General features: G+C 35.5%; 16 protein-coding genes. 7 read left to right on the top strand and 9 right to left on the bottom strand.

Translation table 11 applies throughout. From position 1 onward, the window contains the following. Positions 1-213 precede the first annotated feature (213 nt). Entirely contained in the window at positions 214-1,572 is a 1,359-nt protein-coding gene (locus tag CD172_RS11290) for an alanine/glycine:cation symporter family protein (RefSeq protein WP_103346408.1), read from the bottom strand. A gap of 594 nt (positions 1,573-2,166) precedes the next feature. On the opposite strand from CD172_RS11290, the gene CD172_RS11285 reads away from it, so the two are divergent. Further along, complete coding sequence (locus CD172_RS11285) at positions 2,167-3,765, top strand: xylulokinase (RefSeq protein ID WP_103346407.1); 1,599 nt, start codon at positions 2,167-2,169, stop codon at positions 3,763-3,765. A 194-nt stretch (positions 3,766-3,959) separates the two neighbouring features. Here the strand turns inward: CD172_RS11285 and CD172_RS11280 are convergent, their stop codons facing one another. Beyond that, positions 3,960-4,316, bottom strand: a complete 357-nt coding sequence (locus CD172_RS11280) for an aggregation-promoting factor C-terminal-like domain-containing protein (protein WP_060551903.1) — start codon at positions 4,314-4,316, stop codon at positions 3,960-3,962. Between the two features lie 275 nt (positions 4,317-4,591). On the opposite strand from CD172_RS11280, the gene CD172_RS11275 reads away from it, so the two are divergent. Then, on the top strand, positions 4,592-5,776 hold the full coding sequence (locus CD172_RS11275) for a YbfB/YjiJ family MFS transporter (RefSeq protein WP_103346406.1): 1,185 nt from the start codon (positions 4,592-4,594) through the stop codon (positions 5,774-5,776). A 117-nt stretch (positions 5,777-5,893) separates the two neighbouring features. Beyond that, positions 5,894-7,159, top strand: coding sequence for a mechanosensitive ion channel (locus CD172_RS11270; RefSeq protein ID WP_103346405.1), 1,266 nt, complete (start codon positions 5,894-5,896; stop codon positions 7,157-7,159). A 52-nt stretch (positions 7,160-7,211) separates the two neighbouring features. Here CD172_RS11270 and isaB read toward each other — a convergent pair whose 3' ends face one another. After that, a complete protein-coding gene (isaB, locus tag CD172_RS11265; RefSeq protein ID WP_103346404.1) occupies positions 7,212-7,700 on the bottom strand; it encodes an immunodominant staphylococcal antigen IsaB family protein in 489 nt (162 codons plus the stop codon). A gap of 374 nt (positions 7,701-8,074) precedes the next feature. Here isaB and CD172_RS11260 point away from each other — a divergent pair, with 374 nt between their 5' ends. After that, on the top strand, positions 8,075-8,317 hold the full coding sequence (locus tag CD172_RS11260; RefSeq protein ID WP_179142027.1) for a hypothetical protein: 243 nt from the start codon (positions 8,075-8,077) through the stop codon (positions 8,315-8,317). Between the two features lie 57 nt (positions 8,318-8,374). Here CD172_RS11260 and CD172_RS11255 read toward each other — a convergent pair whose 3' ends face one another. Next, a complete protein-coding gene (locus CD172_RS11255) occupies positions 8,375-8,608 on the bottom strand; it encodes a hypothetical protein (protein ID WP_103346403.1) in 234 nt (77 codons plus the stop codon). A gap of 587 nt (positions 8,609-9,195) precedes the next feature. Between CD172_RS11255 and CD172_RS11250 the strand changes: the two genes are divergently transcribed. The 3 genes from CD172_RS11250 (at position 9,196) to CD172_RS11240 (ending at position 13,242) form a co-directional block, all read left to right on the top strand. Then, positions 9,196-9,903 (top strand): poly-gamma-glutamate hydrolase family protein, encoded by a 708-nt coding sequence (locus tag CD172_RS11250; protein WP_037565790.1) that lies wholly within the window; start codon positions 9,196-9,198, stop codon positions 9,901-9,903. Between the two features lie 290 nt (positions 9,904-10,193). Further along, a complete protein-coding gene (locus CD172_RS11245; RefSeq protein ID WP_209050302.1) occupies positions 10,194-12,761 on the top strand; it encodes a YfhO family protein in 2,568 nt (855 codons plus the stop codon). 232 nt (positions 12,762-12,993) lie between these two features. Continuing rightward, a complete protein-coding gene (locus tag CD172_RS11240; protein WP_060551897.1) occupies positions 12,994-13,242 on the top strand; it encodes a hypothetical protein in 249 nt (82 codons plus the stop codon). Positions 13,243-13,288: 46 nt separating this feature from the next. Here CD172_RS11240 and CD172_RS11235 read toward each other — a convergent pair whose 3' ends face one another. Genes CD172_RS11235 through pgsB form a run of 5 tightly spaced genes read right to left on the bottom strand, consistent with a single transcriptional unit; the run spans position 13,289 to position 17,854 of the window. Beyond that, positions 13,289-14,887 carry a gamma-glutamyltransferase gene (locus tag CD172_RS11235; RefSeq protein WP_060551896.1) on the bottom strand — a complete coding sequence of 533 codons (1,599 nt, stop codon included), beginning with the start codon at positions 14,885-14,887 and terminating at the stop codon, positions 13,289-13,291. Beyond that, the gene (locus tag CD172_RS11230; protein WP_037565794.1) at positions 14,871-15,164 is read right to left on the bottom strand and encodes a hypothetical protein; all 294 of its coding nucleotides are present in this window, start codon (positions 15,162-15,164) and stop codon (positions 14,871-14,873) included. The genes CD172_RS11235 and CD172_RS11230 overlap by 17 nt, the downstream gene beginning before the upstream one ends. After that, positions 15,154-16,224 carry a CapA family protein gene (locus CD172_RS11225; RefSeq protein WP_085622853.1) on the bottom strand — a complete coding sequence of 357 codons (1,071 nt, stop codon included), beginning with the start codon at positions 16,222-16,224 and terminating at the stop codon, positions 15,154-15,156. The genes CD172_RS11230 and CD172_RS11225 overlap by 11 nt, the downstream gene beginning before the upstream one ends. 14 nt (positions 16,225-16,238) lie before the next feature. Next, entirely contained in the window at positions 16,239-16,691 is a 453-nt protein-coding gene (gene pgsC / locus CD172_RS11220) for a poly-gamma-glutamate biosynthesis protein PgsC (RefSeq protein WP_037565797.1), read from the bottom strand. A gap of 2 nt (positions 16,692-16,693) precedes the next feature. Further along, positions 16,694-17,854 (bottom strand): poly-gamma-glutamate synthase PgsB, encoded by a 1,161-nt coding sequence (gene pgsB / locus CD172_RS11215; RefSeq protein WP_060551893.1) that lies wholly within the window; start codon positions 17,852-17,854, stop codon positions 16,694-16,696. Positions 17,855-17,868 lie beyond the last annotated feature (14 nt).

Genomic DNA, 17,868 nt, shown 5'->3' with positions numbered 1-17,868 from the left:
CATTTTTATTTACCTCCTTGACAATAATATATAATTTATAGATTGTATTGAAACCGGTCCCAAGCCCTATATTTTATTTTAATAATAATTTACCTATATATTTTTGTAATGGTTTGATATTACTTATCAATTCATGCGCTCAATATAATAGTGGAATGAATGACAAAACAAAAAAGCTAGGAGCTAACTCCTAGCTTTGATTATTGTATGAAGTTAATCACGTTTCCCTTTATAGTTTGTAAAGAAATCGTTTGTTAGTTTTTTAACTTGTGGTGCAAGGAGAATGACGGCGATGATATTTGGAATCAGTACAATTGCTAAAGATAAATCTAGTAAATTCCAAAGAATTTCGTTCACACCAATCGAACCGATGATTATTGAAACGGTATAGATGATTTTCATCAGTGTGCCTGCCCACATGCCAAATAAAAATTCTGCCATACGTGAACCGTAGTACATCACAACAATGATTGTTGAAAATACGAAGAAAACCATGGAAATAGAAATGGTTGCACTACCAAAAAGGCCAAAGGTATCCTCATAAGCGCGTGATGTAAGTGCAGCAGATTTCTTATTGGCATCACTTGCTGTATAAACACCAGACATTAAGACGACAAATGCAGTTGTCGAACAAATGATGAGTGTATCAACAATAATCTCACTTACTGCCCAAAACGCTTGACGCACAGGATGATCTGTTTTAGCTGCAGCATGTGCAATCGGTGACGTCCCTAAACCAGCTTCATTCGAATAGATACCTCGCGCAAAACCCCAACGAATCGTTGTCGCAAGTGCGGCACCAAAACTACCACCTAAAGCGGCATCAGGGTTAAAAGCTTTTTCAATAATTAACCCTACAACACTTGGAAAATGTTGAATATTTAACGCAATAATAATAAATCCTAAAAGTAAGTAAAGACCTACCATAATTGGCACTAAAAATTCAGTGAATGTTGCGATTCGTTTTACACCGCCGAATACTACAAGTGCCGCTAACGCAGCGATAACGAATCCAGTTATTAAACTGTGTACATTAAACGTATCATGTACAGTGCTTGCTACAGAATGTCCTTGGACCATGACACTTGGAATAATTTCCAATGCTAATGCACATGCAAAAACAGATGCAAATATCATGCCTAATTTTTTATTCTTGAAACCATTTTTCATATAGTACGTTGGACCACCAACGAATTCACCTTTGGCGTTTTTCTCACGATAATGAATACCGAGAACGTTCTCGCTAAATTTTAGTGCCATACCTAAAAAGGCTATGACAATCATCCAAAAGACAGCGCCAGGACCGCCCATCATAATAGCAGTTGGGACTCCAACAATGTTTGCGGCACCCACTGTCGAGGATAACGCAGAAGTGAGTGCTTGCCTCGGTGTAATGGTTCCTTCACCGCGTGGTGTCTTATTAATACTGCCAAAAGTTTGTTTCATCATGTAACCGAAATGACGAAATTGTACCCCTTTTAAATAAATTGTTAGAAATAAACTTGAAATCAATAGCAATCCTACGATAGGAAAGCCCCATAACCATTCTGTGAATGCTTTAATCGCAGTCATATTTCTCCCTCTCCTTTGAACTTCCACATCAAATGTCAGGTCTCTCTATGTATCTCACTTAAACAAAATATTCCTAATAAGTGTGTCGTGACGTAATGCAAAAGTGTATTTTTTAAACCATACCCCTAAATAATGTGCATACTTATAATTTAAAACATATTGCGTAATAAATTAAGAGTTTTCGGACAATTTATTGCGAAAATTTTTTTATTGTGGTGACGAATGGGGGATAAATAAGGGTAAAGTAAAGCATCAAATGTTGATTGACATTGGCATTGAGTAACAAGGAGATATTCTTAGAAAATGGCGTTGAAATGCGTATGATCAAGTATGAAGATTGCTTATGTTTAGCTTTAAAGGATTAAAAGGTGATAGGATAGCTTTATGTACAGAGGAGTTAAACGACCGCTATATGGATGATCAGATGACTATGTGATGCGTGTGATATGAAGTGTACTGATGATTACAGTTTAGCATTTGTCGTACCGTTGATACGCTGTCTTATTTCAGCTTCATGTCAAATGCCACGTTGGTTTCGCATGTGTAACTCCCATTATAAAAATAGAGTAATGTACATCAAAGGACGTGAAAAACTTGGAAAATCAACAAACTAAAATATGGATAGCGTCTGGCGCCATTACTGTAGGGATTGAATTAGGTTCTACACACATAAAAACAGTAGCGGTAGGACCAGACTATCAACCACTCGCTTCAGGGGTTTATAAATGGGAAAATCAATACCGTGATGGTTATTGGACCTATGATTTAGATGATGTTTGGATTGGGATCCAAGAAAGTTACCGTTTAATGGCAGAACAAATTAAACAACAATATGGGCGTACATTAAGGAAAATAAATGCACTCGGTATTAGTGGCATGATGCACGGATACCTTGCTTTTAATGAAGCGGACGAATTGCTCGTGCCATTTCGCACGTGGCGTAATAATTATGCGAATTTTGCGAGCCGACTCTTAAGTTATCAATTTCAAGTCAATGTTCCTGAAAGATGGAGTATTGCCCAATTTGAACAAGCGATTATGAATAAAGAACCGCATGCGCATCACGTCGCTAAGTTAATGACACTTGCGGGTTATGTGCATTGGCAGTTAACGGGCGAACATGTCAGTGGCATTGGAGACGCATCAGGAATGTTTCCTATAGATACTGAAAAACAATATTATCGTGCGGATTTAATGGACCGCTATGATCGTTTGTTAGTTGAAGAAGGTTATGAACATAAGATTGAAACAATGTTACCACATATTTTAGAGGCGGGGGAATGTGCTGGTACACTTACTGAAGCAGGCGCAAGGCGTATTGATCCTTCTGGATATTTAGAAGCTGGTGTTCCATTATGCCCACCTGAAGGAGATGCTGCGACGGGGATGGTAGCAACAAACAGTATTAAACCCCGAACGGGTAATGTCTCTGTTGGAACAAGTATTTTTTCAATGTTTGTTTTAGATGAACCCTTATCAAGGCCGTATCCAGAAGTAGATATCCTCAGCACTCCAGATGGTTATGATGTTGCGATGATTCATGCGAATAATGGGACATCAGATTTAGATGCGTGGATGCATTTGTTTGAAGAAGTATTAACAGCGCTCAATGTGTCGGTCGACGCCACAACTTTATATGAACGTTTACTAGCAACATTATCTAAAGCTGATGCAAATGCAGGTGGTTTACTCAATTATAATTATGTTTCCAGTGAATTTATTACTGACGTGAAACAAGGAACACCGACATTTTTAAGACATCGCGACAGTCAGTTTAACTTGGCTAACTTTATGAAGAGTCATATTTATAGTAGTTTTGTAACGTTGAAAATGGGTGTAGCACGCTTAGCAGAAGCTGAAGATTTAGCATTCGATTGTATTACGGCGCATGGGGGGTTATTTCAATCCCCAACCGTCGCTTATGATTTAGCAGCGGCACTCGATGTACCTGTGCAAGTGCGTTCGACAGCACATAGAGGTGGTGCTTGGGGTATCGCATTACTTGCATCATATATGTCTGAAACGAATAAAACATCCTTAAGCCACTTTTTAGACTACAATGTATTCCGTAATACTAAAGTAGAAAAAGTTGAACCAACTGAAGCCCAAATCAAGGCGTTTAACGATTACGCACTTCAATTCCAAAAGGGGTTAAGAGGTCAAAGAGAAGCATATAAGCTATTTGAGCAGTAATTCAATAAAATAAGTAATCCCTCACAGTGATGATTGTGAGGGATTTTGTTATATCAATACGTCGCCATAATGGTTTTCACCTACGAACGTTTGTGTATAACACCATATTGAATTAAAGTCTTGGATTTTAACTCTATATGAAACGCCACACATGTCAATGGGTGTAACGTATGTGTTAAAGGAAGGGTAAGGCTTTACCACCAACCATTAGCAATTCTAAATTGAATCGCTTTATCAATAGAACCATAACGCTCTTTAGCATAGTTAATCATGCCTTTCGTTTGTGTTTCTACTGAACCAGTACCCCAAGCTTCTTTCGTTTGACCTAATCCTTGATAGCCAAGTTCATTGACCGCATTTGGATTCCCGCCTGATTCAGGCATTACGATGTTATCCCACATGGCTTTCGTGCCACCTGCTTGGATAAATGCTTTATAAACTTCATTAGTTGATTGTGTAGCAGCATGTGTCGATGCAACTTCAGATACAATACCTGCTGTACCTAAAGAGAGTGAAACAGTTGCTAATGAAGCGATAAGTACTTTTTTCATATTGATTGTCCTCCTAGAATGTTTTGATTCAAGTATCAAGCGTTCTGGAACTATACGCTCAATAAAAAAAGTTACGCGTCCTAGGTTAACAAATCTAAAACGGTCGTGGGTTACAAAGAGATAAAAATTTATTAGAATTTATGACAATTTTAAGACAAAATATTTCTGCGATATATCATAATACTTTAATATATATTTTATAGATTGAAAATTTAGGTGGGAGAAACAATGCATTTCATAAAATATGACTAGAAGAAATAAAAGAGGTGAAGGGGATGACAGAAAAAACAGAAACGAGATTGGCTTATCATCAACTGTTAATGGGGATGATTACATTATTTGTGGTCATTGCGTTAGGGCGTTTTGCATATACACCAATCATGCCTTATATGCAAGCGGCGACACACTTGGGAGATAAAGATGCCGGATTATTAGCAACGTTCAACTATTTAGGCTACTTAATTGGTGCCATTATTCCAATGTTTAGTCTGATACGTTCGAAAGTCTTTGATTTAAAGTTATATTTGTTACTTAACGTGATTACGATGTTTTTACTTGGTATCACAACAGAATTTTGGATGTGGAGTATTTTAAGGTTGTTAAATGGGATTGCAAGTGGTGTCGGCTTTGTATTGGCATCGAATGTCGCACTTGAGGCGTTACGACGTGCAGGTAAACATGCGATTTGTGGGTTGCTTTATAGTGCAGTAGGTGCAGGTATATTCACAAGTAGTATTTTTGTTTTCTTTTATACAGATACACATAATTGGGATATGACGTGGATGATTTTAGGAGGCGTGTCCTTTGCGCTCGCATGTATTGTTATGGTGATGTTAAAAGAACCACCGCGCATGACGCATACCGAGAACATAACGACGCACACACAACGCCGTAAATATCCACGTGCGTATTACATTACATATTATCTTGCCTATTTTAGTGAAGGGGCAGGGTATATCGTGACTGGAACGTTTCTGGTAGCGCTCATAAAAGCAATACCAGAACTTGAACCATATGCGCCATTAAGTTGGATGTTTGTCGGACTCGGTGCGATACCTTCTACAGTGATGTGGTCGATTATTGGTGAAAAAATAGGGAATGGTCGGGCAACTCAAATGTGTTTTGTCATTCAAGTAATTGCAGTATTAATGCCAATCCTCACAACAAATATGATTGCATTAATGATTAGTTCTATGCTATTTGGTAGTACGTTTTTAGGATTGACGACATTATTTATGTCGCAAGGTCAAAAAATTGCATATGAAATAGGGAATGGCCATGTTGTTTCATTAATGACATTTATTTATAGCTTTGGTCAAATGATGGCCCCATATGTAGCGGGGGTGATACTCGCTCATACAGTTGGCTATTCAACAGCGCTTATATTTGCGAGCATCATTTTGACGATGGGGCTCATTAGTCACATCATCAGTCAGAGGTATGTTCACCAATATCAATAAAATTCATAGCCCTCTTTATTTAGAAAGTTTATGCAAAATTTTTATATTTTGTGATTATTTTGTTTTAACTAGGGTACACAAGAGTTAGGTAAATCAAAATTTAAGGAGGCAGTACATATGAACAACGTATGGGGAACATTCAAGGGTGCTATTGAAACAATTGTCAATTTCATTCCGAACTTAATTAGTGCTATTTTACTTTTATTACTCGCATGGATTATTGCTGTAGTAGTAAAAAATATTATTGTTAAAGGTTTAAACGCATTAGGTGTAGATAAATGGCTAGAGCGTAAAGGGTTAGTGAATAACAATCATGCACATGATGGCCATAAAGGTAAATGTTCAGAATCAGAAGGTTTAATTCGTACACTTGGTAAATTAGCGTATTTCCTAGTATTCTTATTATTCTTGCCGCCGGTATTTGATGCTTTAGGTATGAAATCAGTATCAGAACCAATTAAAGGTATGATGAACAGCGTATTTGAATTCGCGCCAAAAATTATTGTTGCGATTGTCATTTTAGTATTAGGTTTATTCATTGCTAAAATGTTAGGTACATTAGTGAAAAACTTACTTGCAAGTTTAAATGTGAGTCGTTTTAACCACTATGTGAACTTTGGAAACAGCTCTAGAGAAGGGATCGACATCCCTGAAGCTGCAGGTTGGGTTATTACAATATTAATTGGATTATTCTTTGTCGTTCAAGCTTTAACAACTGTAAATTTAGAAATCTTAAATGGTATTGGTAAAGCAATTATTGGCTACTTACCATTAGTGATTTCAGGTATTATCATTTTAGGTTTAGGTCTTATCGGTGGTAACATTTTAGCTAAACTTGTTCGCCGTGCAACAGGTCATACATTACTTGCGCAAGTCGTTAAATACTTATTAATCATTGTGGCCGTATTTATGACATTAGATCAATTAAACTTTGCGCAAAGCATTGTTAACGTTGCATTCTTATTAATCTTAGGTGCTGTTGCAGTTGCATTTGCTATCGCATTTGGTATTGGTGGACGTGGCTTTGCTGAAAAGCAATTAAACAGCTTGTCAAACCGTATTGAAGAAGATAAACGTAATCCAGATTATGGTAACTATGATGATGGTTTATTTGGTTCAAAATCTAAACAAGCGAATCATGCACAAGGTAATCATCAAGACAATTATGATTACACAAATCACAATCACTCAGATTTTGACCAAACACATGTAGATCATTCACATAGTCATGATCAATTCGAACATAGCGAATTTGATGCAGATCAACGTGAAATTGAACGCCGTGAAGCGGAACAAAAATCAAATTACGTTAAAGATGAAGATATTGAAGAGCGTCGTGAACAACGCCGTGAACGTCGTCGTGACCCACGTGACCGTTACTAATTGAATCAAGTTAAAAAGCCTAGAAGCAGAGATTGCTTCTAGGCTTTTTTGTTTAAAGTCCATTAGATACCGTAATCATAGTGACTTGGTGATGTGCTTCTGTAAAATCGATGGTTGCCTGTTTGTACTGATAACGGTAGACCGTACCTTGTGCAGATTCAAATACTTTTGTAGGTTTGCCGTAGCTCATTTTTACTTTTTGAATAGAAGTTCCTTTTGAAACTGGAAACATGATACTGCTTGCGGTTTTGCCAGAGACTACAGCAATACCTTGATCATGGACTTTGACGTATTTAATATTCTTTTTACTAAAAGGTGCGGAAATTTTGTAGCCATTAAACGTTAAACCACGGTGCTGAACCGCATTTTTAAAATGACCATCAAGATAAAAGGCACCACCAAATGTTGTTTGTCCATGATATGCATACCAAGGGGATGTCGCAGCGTGTGCGACTGGTTGTTCAGGCGTTAATGCTTGAGTGCCAATAAGGGCGCCAGTCACAAGTGTACTTGCGAGTAAAACCTTTGACAATTTCTTCATAATAACACCTTCTTTTTGTATTACATTTCAATTACATTATTACATTTATATTACAAAAACTCAAGCAAAACCATTAATTTAAATTGTTAGCATTTTAAGTTTAGATTGAAGTGTATTTTCAAATGAATAAGAAATTGGAGTGAATTTCAAATAAGATATTTCGAATTTATGCGAGGACAGACACTTATTTTTTTCTGAATGAATAGGTTAAGATAAACACTTTAATTCAACTATGTTGAATAGGGATATATATCCTTTGCAGCGCGTATTATCATTAAAAAAATAGAATCCATAACAATGTTTCTAATACTTTGGAATAGGTATGATATTAATGAGCGATACAAAGGCTCTATTTCTTAGGGAGGTTTACTATTATGGCAGAATCTAATAATCAAAATGGTAATATGAGTTATGAGGAAGCAGGGCGTAAAGGTGGAGAAGCATCATCTACTTCAAGCAGTAACAACTCAGGTAATAATGCCAACAATAATAGTAGTAATTCAAGCGATAATAGTTCAAATAACAACTCTGGAAATAACAATTCAGGAAATAATAACTCAAACAACTCGAATAATTCTGGCAATAATAATTCGGGAATCAATAATTCTAATGCTTAAAAAACATCTAAATATAAACAGCCGACCATCTTACACTTGGCCGGCTGTTTTTTTAATTTAGCTATATTGAGTCGCTAAATTTTGATATTCATCTTGGCTTAACCCTTTATAAGGCGTTGCTTGTGCTGTTGATGATTGTGCATTCACTGTATGAATATCATAGTCGAGAGAAGAAGCGAGATCGTTGTATTCTTTCTGACTAAGTCCAGCTGCCTCGGAAGTACCGCTCGCAAATGACGCGGCCCCTATAGCTAATACACCCACTGCAACACATTTACTTGTAAAATTCATACACTATCACCTTTCTTCTTTAGTATATAAATTATACTAACATATGATTGGATGAAGTTCAAAGATAGTGATGAATATAAATATTTTTATAGAAGAAATTATATATTTGAAATATATTTTATTTCACATGTGAAGCATTTTCCCGTATAATCGCTATTAGACTTCTACTGTACAAAGTTCTTTTGAAAAAATGTAAAAGTCATCACTATTCTCACATAACTTTTGAAGGGACTTTCTATATAATTGATTTAAGGGACAGGGATATGAAATCTCCCATTAAAGTGTAAATGCTTGAAATGATGCGGATAGCTAAAGTTTGGGCATGGCTAACTTTCCAAATAATAGTCATATCAATGAGGTGAAATTACAATTTTATGTCATTGAAGCAAGTGTCTGCGCATGCACGGCTTAACATTATTTTGTTGATGTTTTAATTGTTAAATTAATTACTAAATTCAACGATTTATGATTAATGATTTGTTTTTTGTATATACATATAAGACAACGACTTTTAAGAACGTCACAAAATAGTTTGTAAAATATGCAATATGCCAAAGTATTTATTTTAAAAAGTGGGGTGAAGTTTTGTGAAAAAAATTATTATTTCTATTTTACTGATTGCGGGTGTACTAATAACGAATATGCTGTATTTAACATTTTTCTCTAAATCAAGTAATGCAAATGATCATTATGGATCAATGACACAATTGATGAAAGCTACAAAAGAAGGTGTCGATTGGAAAATTTTTACTAAAGATGAGCACAACCCAACCGTAATCGTCGCGCCTCATGGAGGTGGTATCGAACCAGGTACTACTGAAATAGCTGGAAGTATAGCAAAAAAAGCAAATGCTGGGTATTATACGTTCCAAGGTATTAGACCTCAGAATAATTCTGAATTACACGTGACATCAATTAACTATGATGAACCTAAAGCACGTGAAATGATAGGTCAATCTGAACGTACAGTTACAATTCATAAAACAGGACGCGAGGGTGCGGATGTGTATATCGGCGGACGTGATACCGCGCTTAAACACAAAATCATGGATAGTCTTACACACAAAGGTTTTATCGTTAAGGAAGCAAACGGCAATATTGCAGGTGAAGGTATTAAAAATATTACTAACATGAACAAACGACAAGCAGGCGTGCAACTAGAAGTATCTAATTCAACGATTCATAATTTCTTTAAAAATGGGGATTCTAGTCGTGTATCACGTATATATGCGGCGAATTGGACGAATACGATGGAACGTTTCACAGATGGTGTCGCTGAAGCGTTAAAATCATAACCAATCTATATTGACAATTTTTACACAAAAGGCGAAGCGCTATGAAGCGTTTCGTCTTTTGTGATGTCATCAAAATTGCAAAATTCCTACAAAAATTCTACAGAAATTTCAGTTTCTTATCAAAAAGATGACGTTTTAAAAATATTATTAAATTGAATGATTTTGTGTGCATGAATGCTGATTTTATAGTATCGTTGCTATGTTGAAAATCGTACTTTAAAAGAAAGAGAAGGAGGTCGAGAAAGATTCGACATTTTCAACAACAATCAAAACGTTTCATACACATATTTTTGTTTAGTATTTTACTTACAACATTAGTATTTATCCCATTTTTCTACAATACTTTTGTCAATGGCATTGCATTTGCCGGAAAAGGGGATGGGTTTAGTCAATTAATGCCTTTTCAAAAATATTTGTATGAACACTATACAGAATTTAAAAGTTTTTATGATACAGATTTCGGCTTAGGTGGCGATTATACGAAAGGGCTATCATACTATTATGCAACAAGTCCATTGATGATTATCTATTTCTTTATTATTCGCATCTTAGACATGATATTTCATTTGCCAACACATGATATGACGTTTTGGGCCCAAAATCAGGTCATTATTTCATATATTCGTGTATTTTTAACAACCATCGTGAGTTACTATTGTTTTCGGTATTTACAGCCTGAGCGTCGTTTATTTGCAATTTTAGCGACTATCATGTATGCCGTATCTGTCGTAACGATATATTTTAATTTTACATGGTCATTTTATGGCGAAGTGTTAATTTTATTGCCATTGTCAATATGGGCAATGGAACGTTTTTTCAGAGCACGTAAAATAGGCTTATTCATCATCGCTATTGCATTAACATTGTTTGCGAATTTCTATTTTGCGTACTATGAAATGATTATTTTAGGGTTTTATTTTCTGTACCGTGTCATTGCACCACATGCTAATGATGTGGTGTCACGTGTTCAAAAACTATGGATGTTGGCGATTGCTGCCTTTATAAGTTTGTTAATCAGTCTTCCAGGATTTTTTACAGGTGTATCCGCGGTTATGGAAAATAATAGAGAAATTAACCCGCATCTTAATTTGACGTTATTTATAGATTTTACAGAAAAATATCATATTTTCTCTAATGGCTTTTACATTACGATTTCAACACTGACATTTATCGCACTATTTGCGGTGAATCTATACAAATACTATTATTATCGTTTATTTGCGATTTTAACGTGGATCTTACTAGTAGGTTCACTTACACCATATTTTGATAGTTTTTTTAATGGTTTTTCATTGCCATCACGACGTTGGATTTATATTTTATGTTTATCTTCTAGTGTACTTATCGCATTATTTATACGCTATTTTTCAGAAGTACATCTTAAACAATTCATGATAACGGCCATACCGACTGTAATCGTGATGGCGCTAATGTATACACAATACGATGCCACAATGAACTGGATGTGGGTGACATTATTAATCTTCATCGTGATGGGTGTTATATTATGGCAACGTCAATGGCTTGCTCATCCAGCAATGTATTTCGTATGGATTGGACTCATATTCATTCAACAAGTGATGATGATTGTCGATTATCATCAATCTCATATGACAATTTATGAACGTCCTATCGCGTCAATGACTGAAGATAAATATCACAGTGATGCACTTCAGAAAGAATTTGACCAGATTCAACAAAAAGGAAATCCATTTTCTCGTATAGAATATTTATCATTTTCAGCACTGAATTCGCCATTTATATATGGCTACAATGGCTTGTCCATATATTCAAGTTTGTTTAATGGTGATGTGCTACATTATTATGATAAAACGATGCAAATCGCCCAACCTATTGATAAAAACAGTACGCATCGTTTATTAGGCAATCGTGCCAATTTAATGGCGTTATGGGATGCTAAAGATCGCTTTAAGAACCCTAAAGATGATACGATGCCTTATGGTTTTAAAACTGAAAAAGTAATTGATGGAAAAGACAATAAGTACCAATATTCGAAAGATACCATTCAATATCCAAGTACGCACATAACGAATAAAGTATACGACCCTAAAGATTTAAAATCTCCAATTGATCGTGAACACGCAATGTTACAAGGTGTTGTCTTCAATGATGGTACGAAAGCGAATAGTGATATTCAAAAAAGTACTAATTATGCGAGCCTTGTAGAATCAGACACCAAAGACGCAGATTTCAAAGATGGCAAACGTCTTTTAAAAGTTAAAAAAGACGACGGTGGTCTAGAGCTTAAAGTTCCTAAAACGGTGGCAGAAGATAATCAAGATTTATATGTTGAAATGGATTTAGAAATGGTAAAACCGAAAGATAAAGCGCATCAAGTTGAACTGAATGAATATAAACAAAGTCGCAGTTCTTTAAATTATACGTATCGACGCGGTGTAACACCAATAACTTTTCGCGTTAAAGCCGATGATACGTTGCGTTTAAAACTTTCTAAAGGCACATACCGATATCATTTAAAAGGTGTGTACGGTGAAAACTATGAAACACTAAAATCAGCTACGAAAGATGTACAAAAAGTAAATGTGAAAGAAACGAAAAATGGTTATACATTTACTAAAAATAAATCTGATTCAGGTTATCTTGTTGTACCAACACCTTATGTTGATGGATTTGAAGCAACAGCCGATGGTAAAGCGGTCGATGTGAAGAAAGGGAATGGAATGCAGACAATCATTCCTGTTAAAAAAGGTGAGCAACACATTGAACTGACTTATACACCACCGCATCGCACGTTACTTCTGATTACAATGATCATCGGAATCATTGCAGGTGTGATGTATACAGCCTTTATTGGCGGACGTTTGAAAAAGAAATAACATAAAAAAGGAGTGTGACGCCATAGCGCGTACACTCCTTTTTTATTGCTCAAGAAAAGTAAAAAGTAAGGTGGGATAGAACGGTGTAATATTAGATTTAATATCACCTGCGTCCAATGTCTCATATACACGTCAATATTGAATACATTACAAAACTGTGAAAGCGATTTCTATAGCAAGTTCTAATTATTTTTTTATGCTATAATATTGTTAAAAAAGAGGTGTGACAACTATGAAAAACACAAATGATTCACGTCTACGTCGTATCGCTGATATTGTAGGTATGTTATCGAGTTTACTGTTATTATTACTTATCATTATTAACTTTTATGTTCATATAACACCTGAAAGATGGGAAATTGGATTCCGTTTTTCAAGTGTGTCATCCGTCTTTGCGATTATACTTGTTGTAACAATAATTGTATGTACAAGTATTTCTTTTATCACAAAGTCGAAGAGAGATCCTCTTCATCGTAAATAACATATGAAAAAGGCGACACTCGATTGAGCGTCGCCTTTAATAATTTTTATCTGACTTCAACATCATGGCCCGTTTCAACTTTTTTATCTTTATTGAAGTAGGCTGCACCTTGTACACTACCATAGTTAGGATTATCTGAGCTGTTGTGCGGTTTGTAACCTAATTTTTTAAACTCTTTAATGTTGTCATCATCCATACCATTTTCATAATAAATGCTGTCACCATCGTTATAGAAACGTGGTTTTTCAATGATTTGTTGTAGTGATCCTTTATCACGTAAATATTGTGACATTGTTTGTTGTAACAATGTTGGTACTTTGTTCCCACCAGGTGTACCTGTACCGAAGTGATAGTTTTCACCGACAACAATCATAGGTGAGATGTAAGAACGTGGTGTTTTGTTAGGACCACCTTTGTTGTCACTTGATGGTGTTTTAGAGAAGCGATCAAGTGCATTATTCAAGAAGAAACCTTGATCAGTGTATTGCCCATTGCCAAAGAAGTTATTCAATGTATTTGTCGAACTCATCATCTTGCCATCTTTGTCAATCACAACAAAGTGTGAACCCGCTGTATTTGCCTCACCTTGTAAATCAAATTTGTTTTTAACATCTTTATATTCTTCTGCATGGTTTGAAAGGTAAGCATCATTAAGTTTTTGCTTATTAATAGGTTTTTCATCATTTACGATATAACGGTTTTTATAGTTTACGTTACGCGCTTTTACGGTTCCATCAATATAGGATTGTGGTGTATCTTCTCCCAATTCACCGTTAATCATTTGATCAATTTTCAATGATTGTAATGTAAAAATACCGCCAGTAGGGTTCGGTGATGTATAGACTTGGTTGCCTAAATATTCTGTAGAGATTGGTTTTTTCTCTTTTGTTTTAAAGTCTTTGAAGTCTTGGGCGTCTAAGTTGCCATGCGTTTGTTCAGCGATTTTAGGACCAAGGTCCTTATAAAAACCGTCTGCGCCATTATCGCGAATATGTTTTAACGTATTTGCTAAATTAGGTTGTTTAACAACGTCACCGGCTTTAACAACTTTACCATCTTTAACAAATGGAGATTTTTTATCAACGATTGCACTGTATTTTAATAACATTTTTTCTAAGTCTGTATTGACTTGGAAACCATCTTCAGCGAGTGGAATGACATAATTTAAAATTTCCTTCTCACTCATTTTACCTTCTTTTGCGTGCATATGAGACATACCACTTACAAAACCAGGAACGCCAATTTTGTCACCATTTTTATATTGGTGTGATGAAACTGCGTTATAATCATAAACTTTTGGTTGTTCACCTTTTTTACCAGAGTAGGAGAGGGTAGTTCCTTCGCCACCAAGTCCAGCGGCAAATGGCTCTGTGACAGCTAACGTGTATGCAACACCATATGCTGCATCGGCAGAGTTACCACCGTCTTTAATAATTTTATTACCAACTTGTCGTGCGATTTCATTATTTGTAGAAACACCGTATGATTTTTTCGCATTATCATTAGATGCTTGTGATGCGAGTTTATTTTCATATAATTGGTCTTTGTCGACTTGTTCATCACGGTTAAGGTAGTAGAACCCAACCGAAGCGATGATCATTATAACTAAAATAACGCCGAGTAATTTTTTATTGTAAATACTCATGGGATTGACCTCCGTCTAAGGCAACCTGTTGGTTATTTTGTGACGTGTGCGCTGTTTGGTTTGATGTGTCATTTTTTAAAGATGCGTGTAATGCGCTTTTTTTATTTTCAGTTTGGTTAGATTTTGGTTGTTGTAATGAAACGTGTTTTTCTTGTTTTAAATCATGTTTTTCGTATTTATCTAAAGTGTCATTTGCATTACTGTTGATGATTAAGAAGAATATTCCGCAAATGAGTAACACGATAACACCATAAAGAATATAGTTTTTAGTTCTCATATGTGTAACCTCCATTGGCTTCTTTTAATTTAACAGATGGACTAGAGATACGATTATAGAATTTTTGTTTTTCAATCGCGTTCATATTGTCTTTAGTCACTTGGTCACCTGTTGTACGAATTGGTGTGATTTGGAATTTGCTCTTATCGCCATTAAGTGTGTGTTGCACTGCGATACCTTTTTTGTTTTCTGATAAGAATTTATCTGAAGTTACGTTACCTAAGCTGTAAAAAATGCTTGAACCTTTATATTTTTCAATTTCTTGAACAACGGTATTGTGACCAACAACCACATCGGCACCAGCATCTACAAGTGCACGACCGTATTGTTTTTGACGATTCGTCACGTTAGGTTCATCTGGAATACCCCAGTCAACATTTACCACTACGACATCATTGTCTTTTTTAAGTTTTTGAACGAGTGGCATAAATATCTTTGGTTCAAGTGCGATAGATGTCGTTGCTTTACGTGGGTCCATATATTTAGAACTTACGTCTGTAAATGATACACTTGCGACTTTTTTACCATTAACGGTTTTCTTAGTGATTTTACTGTTTAAAGGGTTTGAGCCGTTACCTGTTGTAAAGTTGTAGCCGTGTTTCGCGTCTGCTTGTCTCGTAATTTGTTTGATTTGTTCAAGATCCACAGAGTTGTTTGTTAAATTGATAGTGCTAAATCCTAAATGGTTTAAGAAACCAATGTTTTTTAAGTTTTTGTCAATGTTACGTTGAGGGTCTTTCGCAAAGTTGTTGACGTTAACACTTGCTAAAGCATAATCGCTATCTTTAATGATGTCAGATACTGAACTGAACATATTTTTTAAATCATTTTGACGAATGTTTTCATTTAAAGTGATATTGCCTAAATATGTCATATGGAGACCTTTATCTTCTTTACCGAAAACTTTCACGTCTTCAGTTTTTGTAGTCAACATGAAAAACACGAGTAGGCCAATCGCAACCACTGTAACCACAAGCATCAAAATTGAATTATGCTTTTTTTGATTTTTCGAATTGCGCAGTATCCGTTCTTCTAAATTTAATTTATTCTTTTTCGACATAATCTAGCTCCCTTTTACTTAATAAAGCTATAAGCAAATAGAATGATATATGTGATACCTGTTAATAACATACAAGATGCTAATGTAGTGATTGTACCTTGTTTTTGAATCGTATTTGCAATGATACCAGGAATGACAATACCGATACCTGAAAGTTGTACAATTTCAAAAGGTGTCAATGGATAGATAAGGTCAAATAGGAATTTGAGTATCATACCCGTTAAAATCATTGCAGCGAATTTACGGCGTCCGTATAAAATTGCGACGCGACTTACGCCGTGTACGACGATAAAATAAGTCAGACAGCTAATCACTAAAATAGACAATAACATGATTGGCTGATCAAATATGAGTGCCAAGTAACCAGGTACTACGAGTCCAGCAGGTGTAATACCAAATTTTTCGGCAAAGATTAAGCTTAATACAATACCTACGAATAGCGAGAAATATAACTCTGAACCTATCAAAATTAATCCAACCCTTCCATTAAATTGATGACTTGTTTACCACTACCGTGAATATTTCCGACAGTGAAGATTAACGCTTCATGACATTCTTCAAAAATTGCTTGTTCGATTTCACTAAATGGACGACCTTCAAAGTTTAAATATTTTTTATCTGGACGTTCATTTTTCATAGCTTCAGTAACAGCTTGTGTACTCTTACCAACACAAATTAACGTGTCATATTCCACATTAGTAATGAAGTTTTCAGCGAACAATTTCGTTCTATCTAATCTGTCTGCACGACAGTTAAGAATGATAACAATCTTTTTGAATGGATATTTATAATCTATAACTTTTTGTAAAATTGCTTTTGTTGATTTCGGTTCATTTGCGGCAAACGCGTTGACGAAGACATTTTGTGTATTGTTTTTATTAAAGTATTTAACGCGAACGGCACCACTATCAGGCGGCGCATTTAACATACCATCAATCATTCTGTCTTCTTTAATACCTACTGCTTTGGCAACACCTATGGCAATTGCGACGTTGTCAGGGAAGACGATGTAGTCAAAGCGACGTAATAACGCTTCATCGATGTCATCTTTATCAACAACAATTGTTTCTGTATTACGTTGATCTGCAACTTTCTTAAAAAAGTCTGTGTATTCATCTTTCATTACAACAAGTTTTCCATTATAAGGAATTGTTGCTGTAAAAGATTCCGCCACATCGTCTAATGTTGGACCTAACGTTTCCATATGGTCTTCCATTACGTTTACGATGACCCCTATATTGGCTTTTAATAGTTGTTTCTGGAAAATAATTTGATAGTCAGGGTTAACAGCCATACATTCATTGACGATGGCTTCAGCGCCTTCCTTATTCACTATTTTCAAAATATCCCTTTGTTCCCCAATATTTGGACCTTGAGGTTTACGTACAACCGGAAACTCTTCATCTGTATACCAGTACAGCATACGTGCATCTGTTCCTGTTGTTTTACCAATAACCTTCATTTGGTCTTCTCTTAAAATTCCGTAAATCAATCGAGTAATCGTTGACTTACCACGTATCCCGTTGATGTTAATACGAACAGGGATACTATTGATGCGTTTGTTATGGACATAGATTTCTCTCATGGCCAAAACTAAAATCAAAGCAGTAAAGAAAATTACCAAAAACAATTTTTTCACCTCGT

The organism is Staphylococcus agnetis, from assembly GCF_002901865.1.
Classification (GTDB): domain Bacteria; phylum Bacillota; class Bacilli; order Staphylococcales; family Staphylococcaceae; genus Staphylococcus; species Staphylococcus agnetis.
Note: the sequence above shows the minus strand (reverse complement) of the source record. Positions and strands in the feature narration are given on the sequence as shown.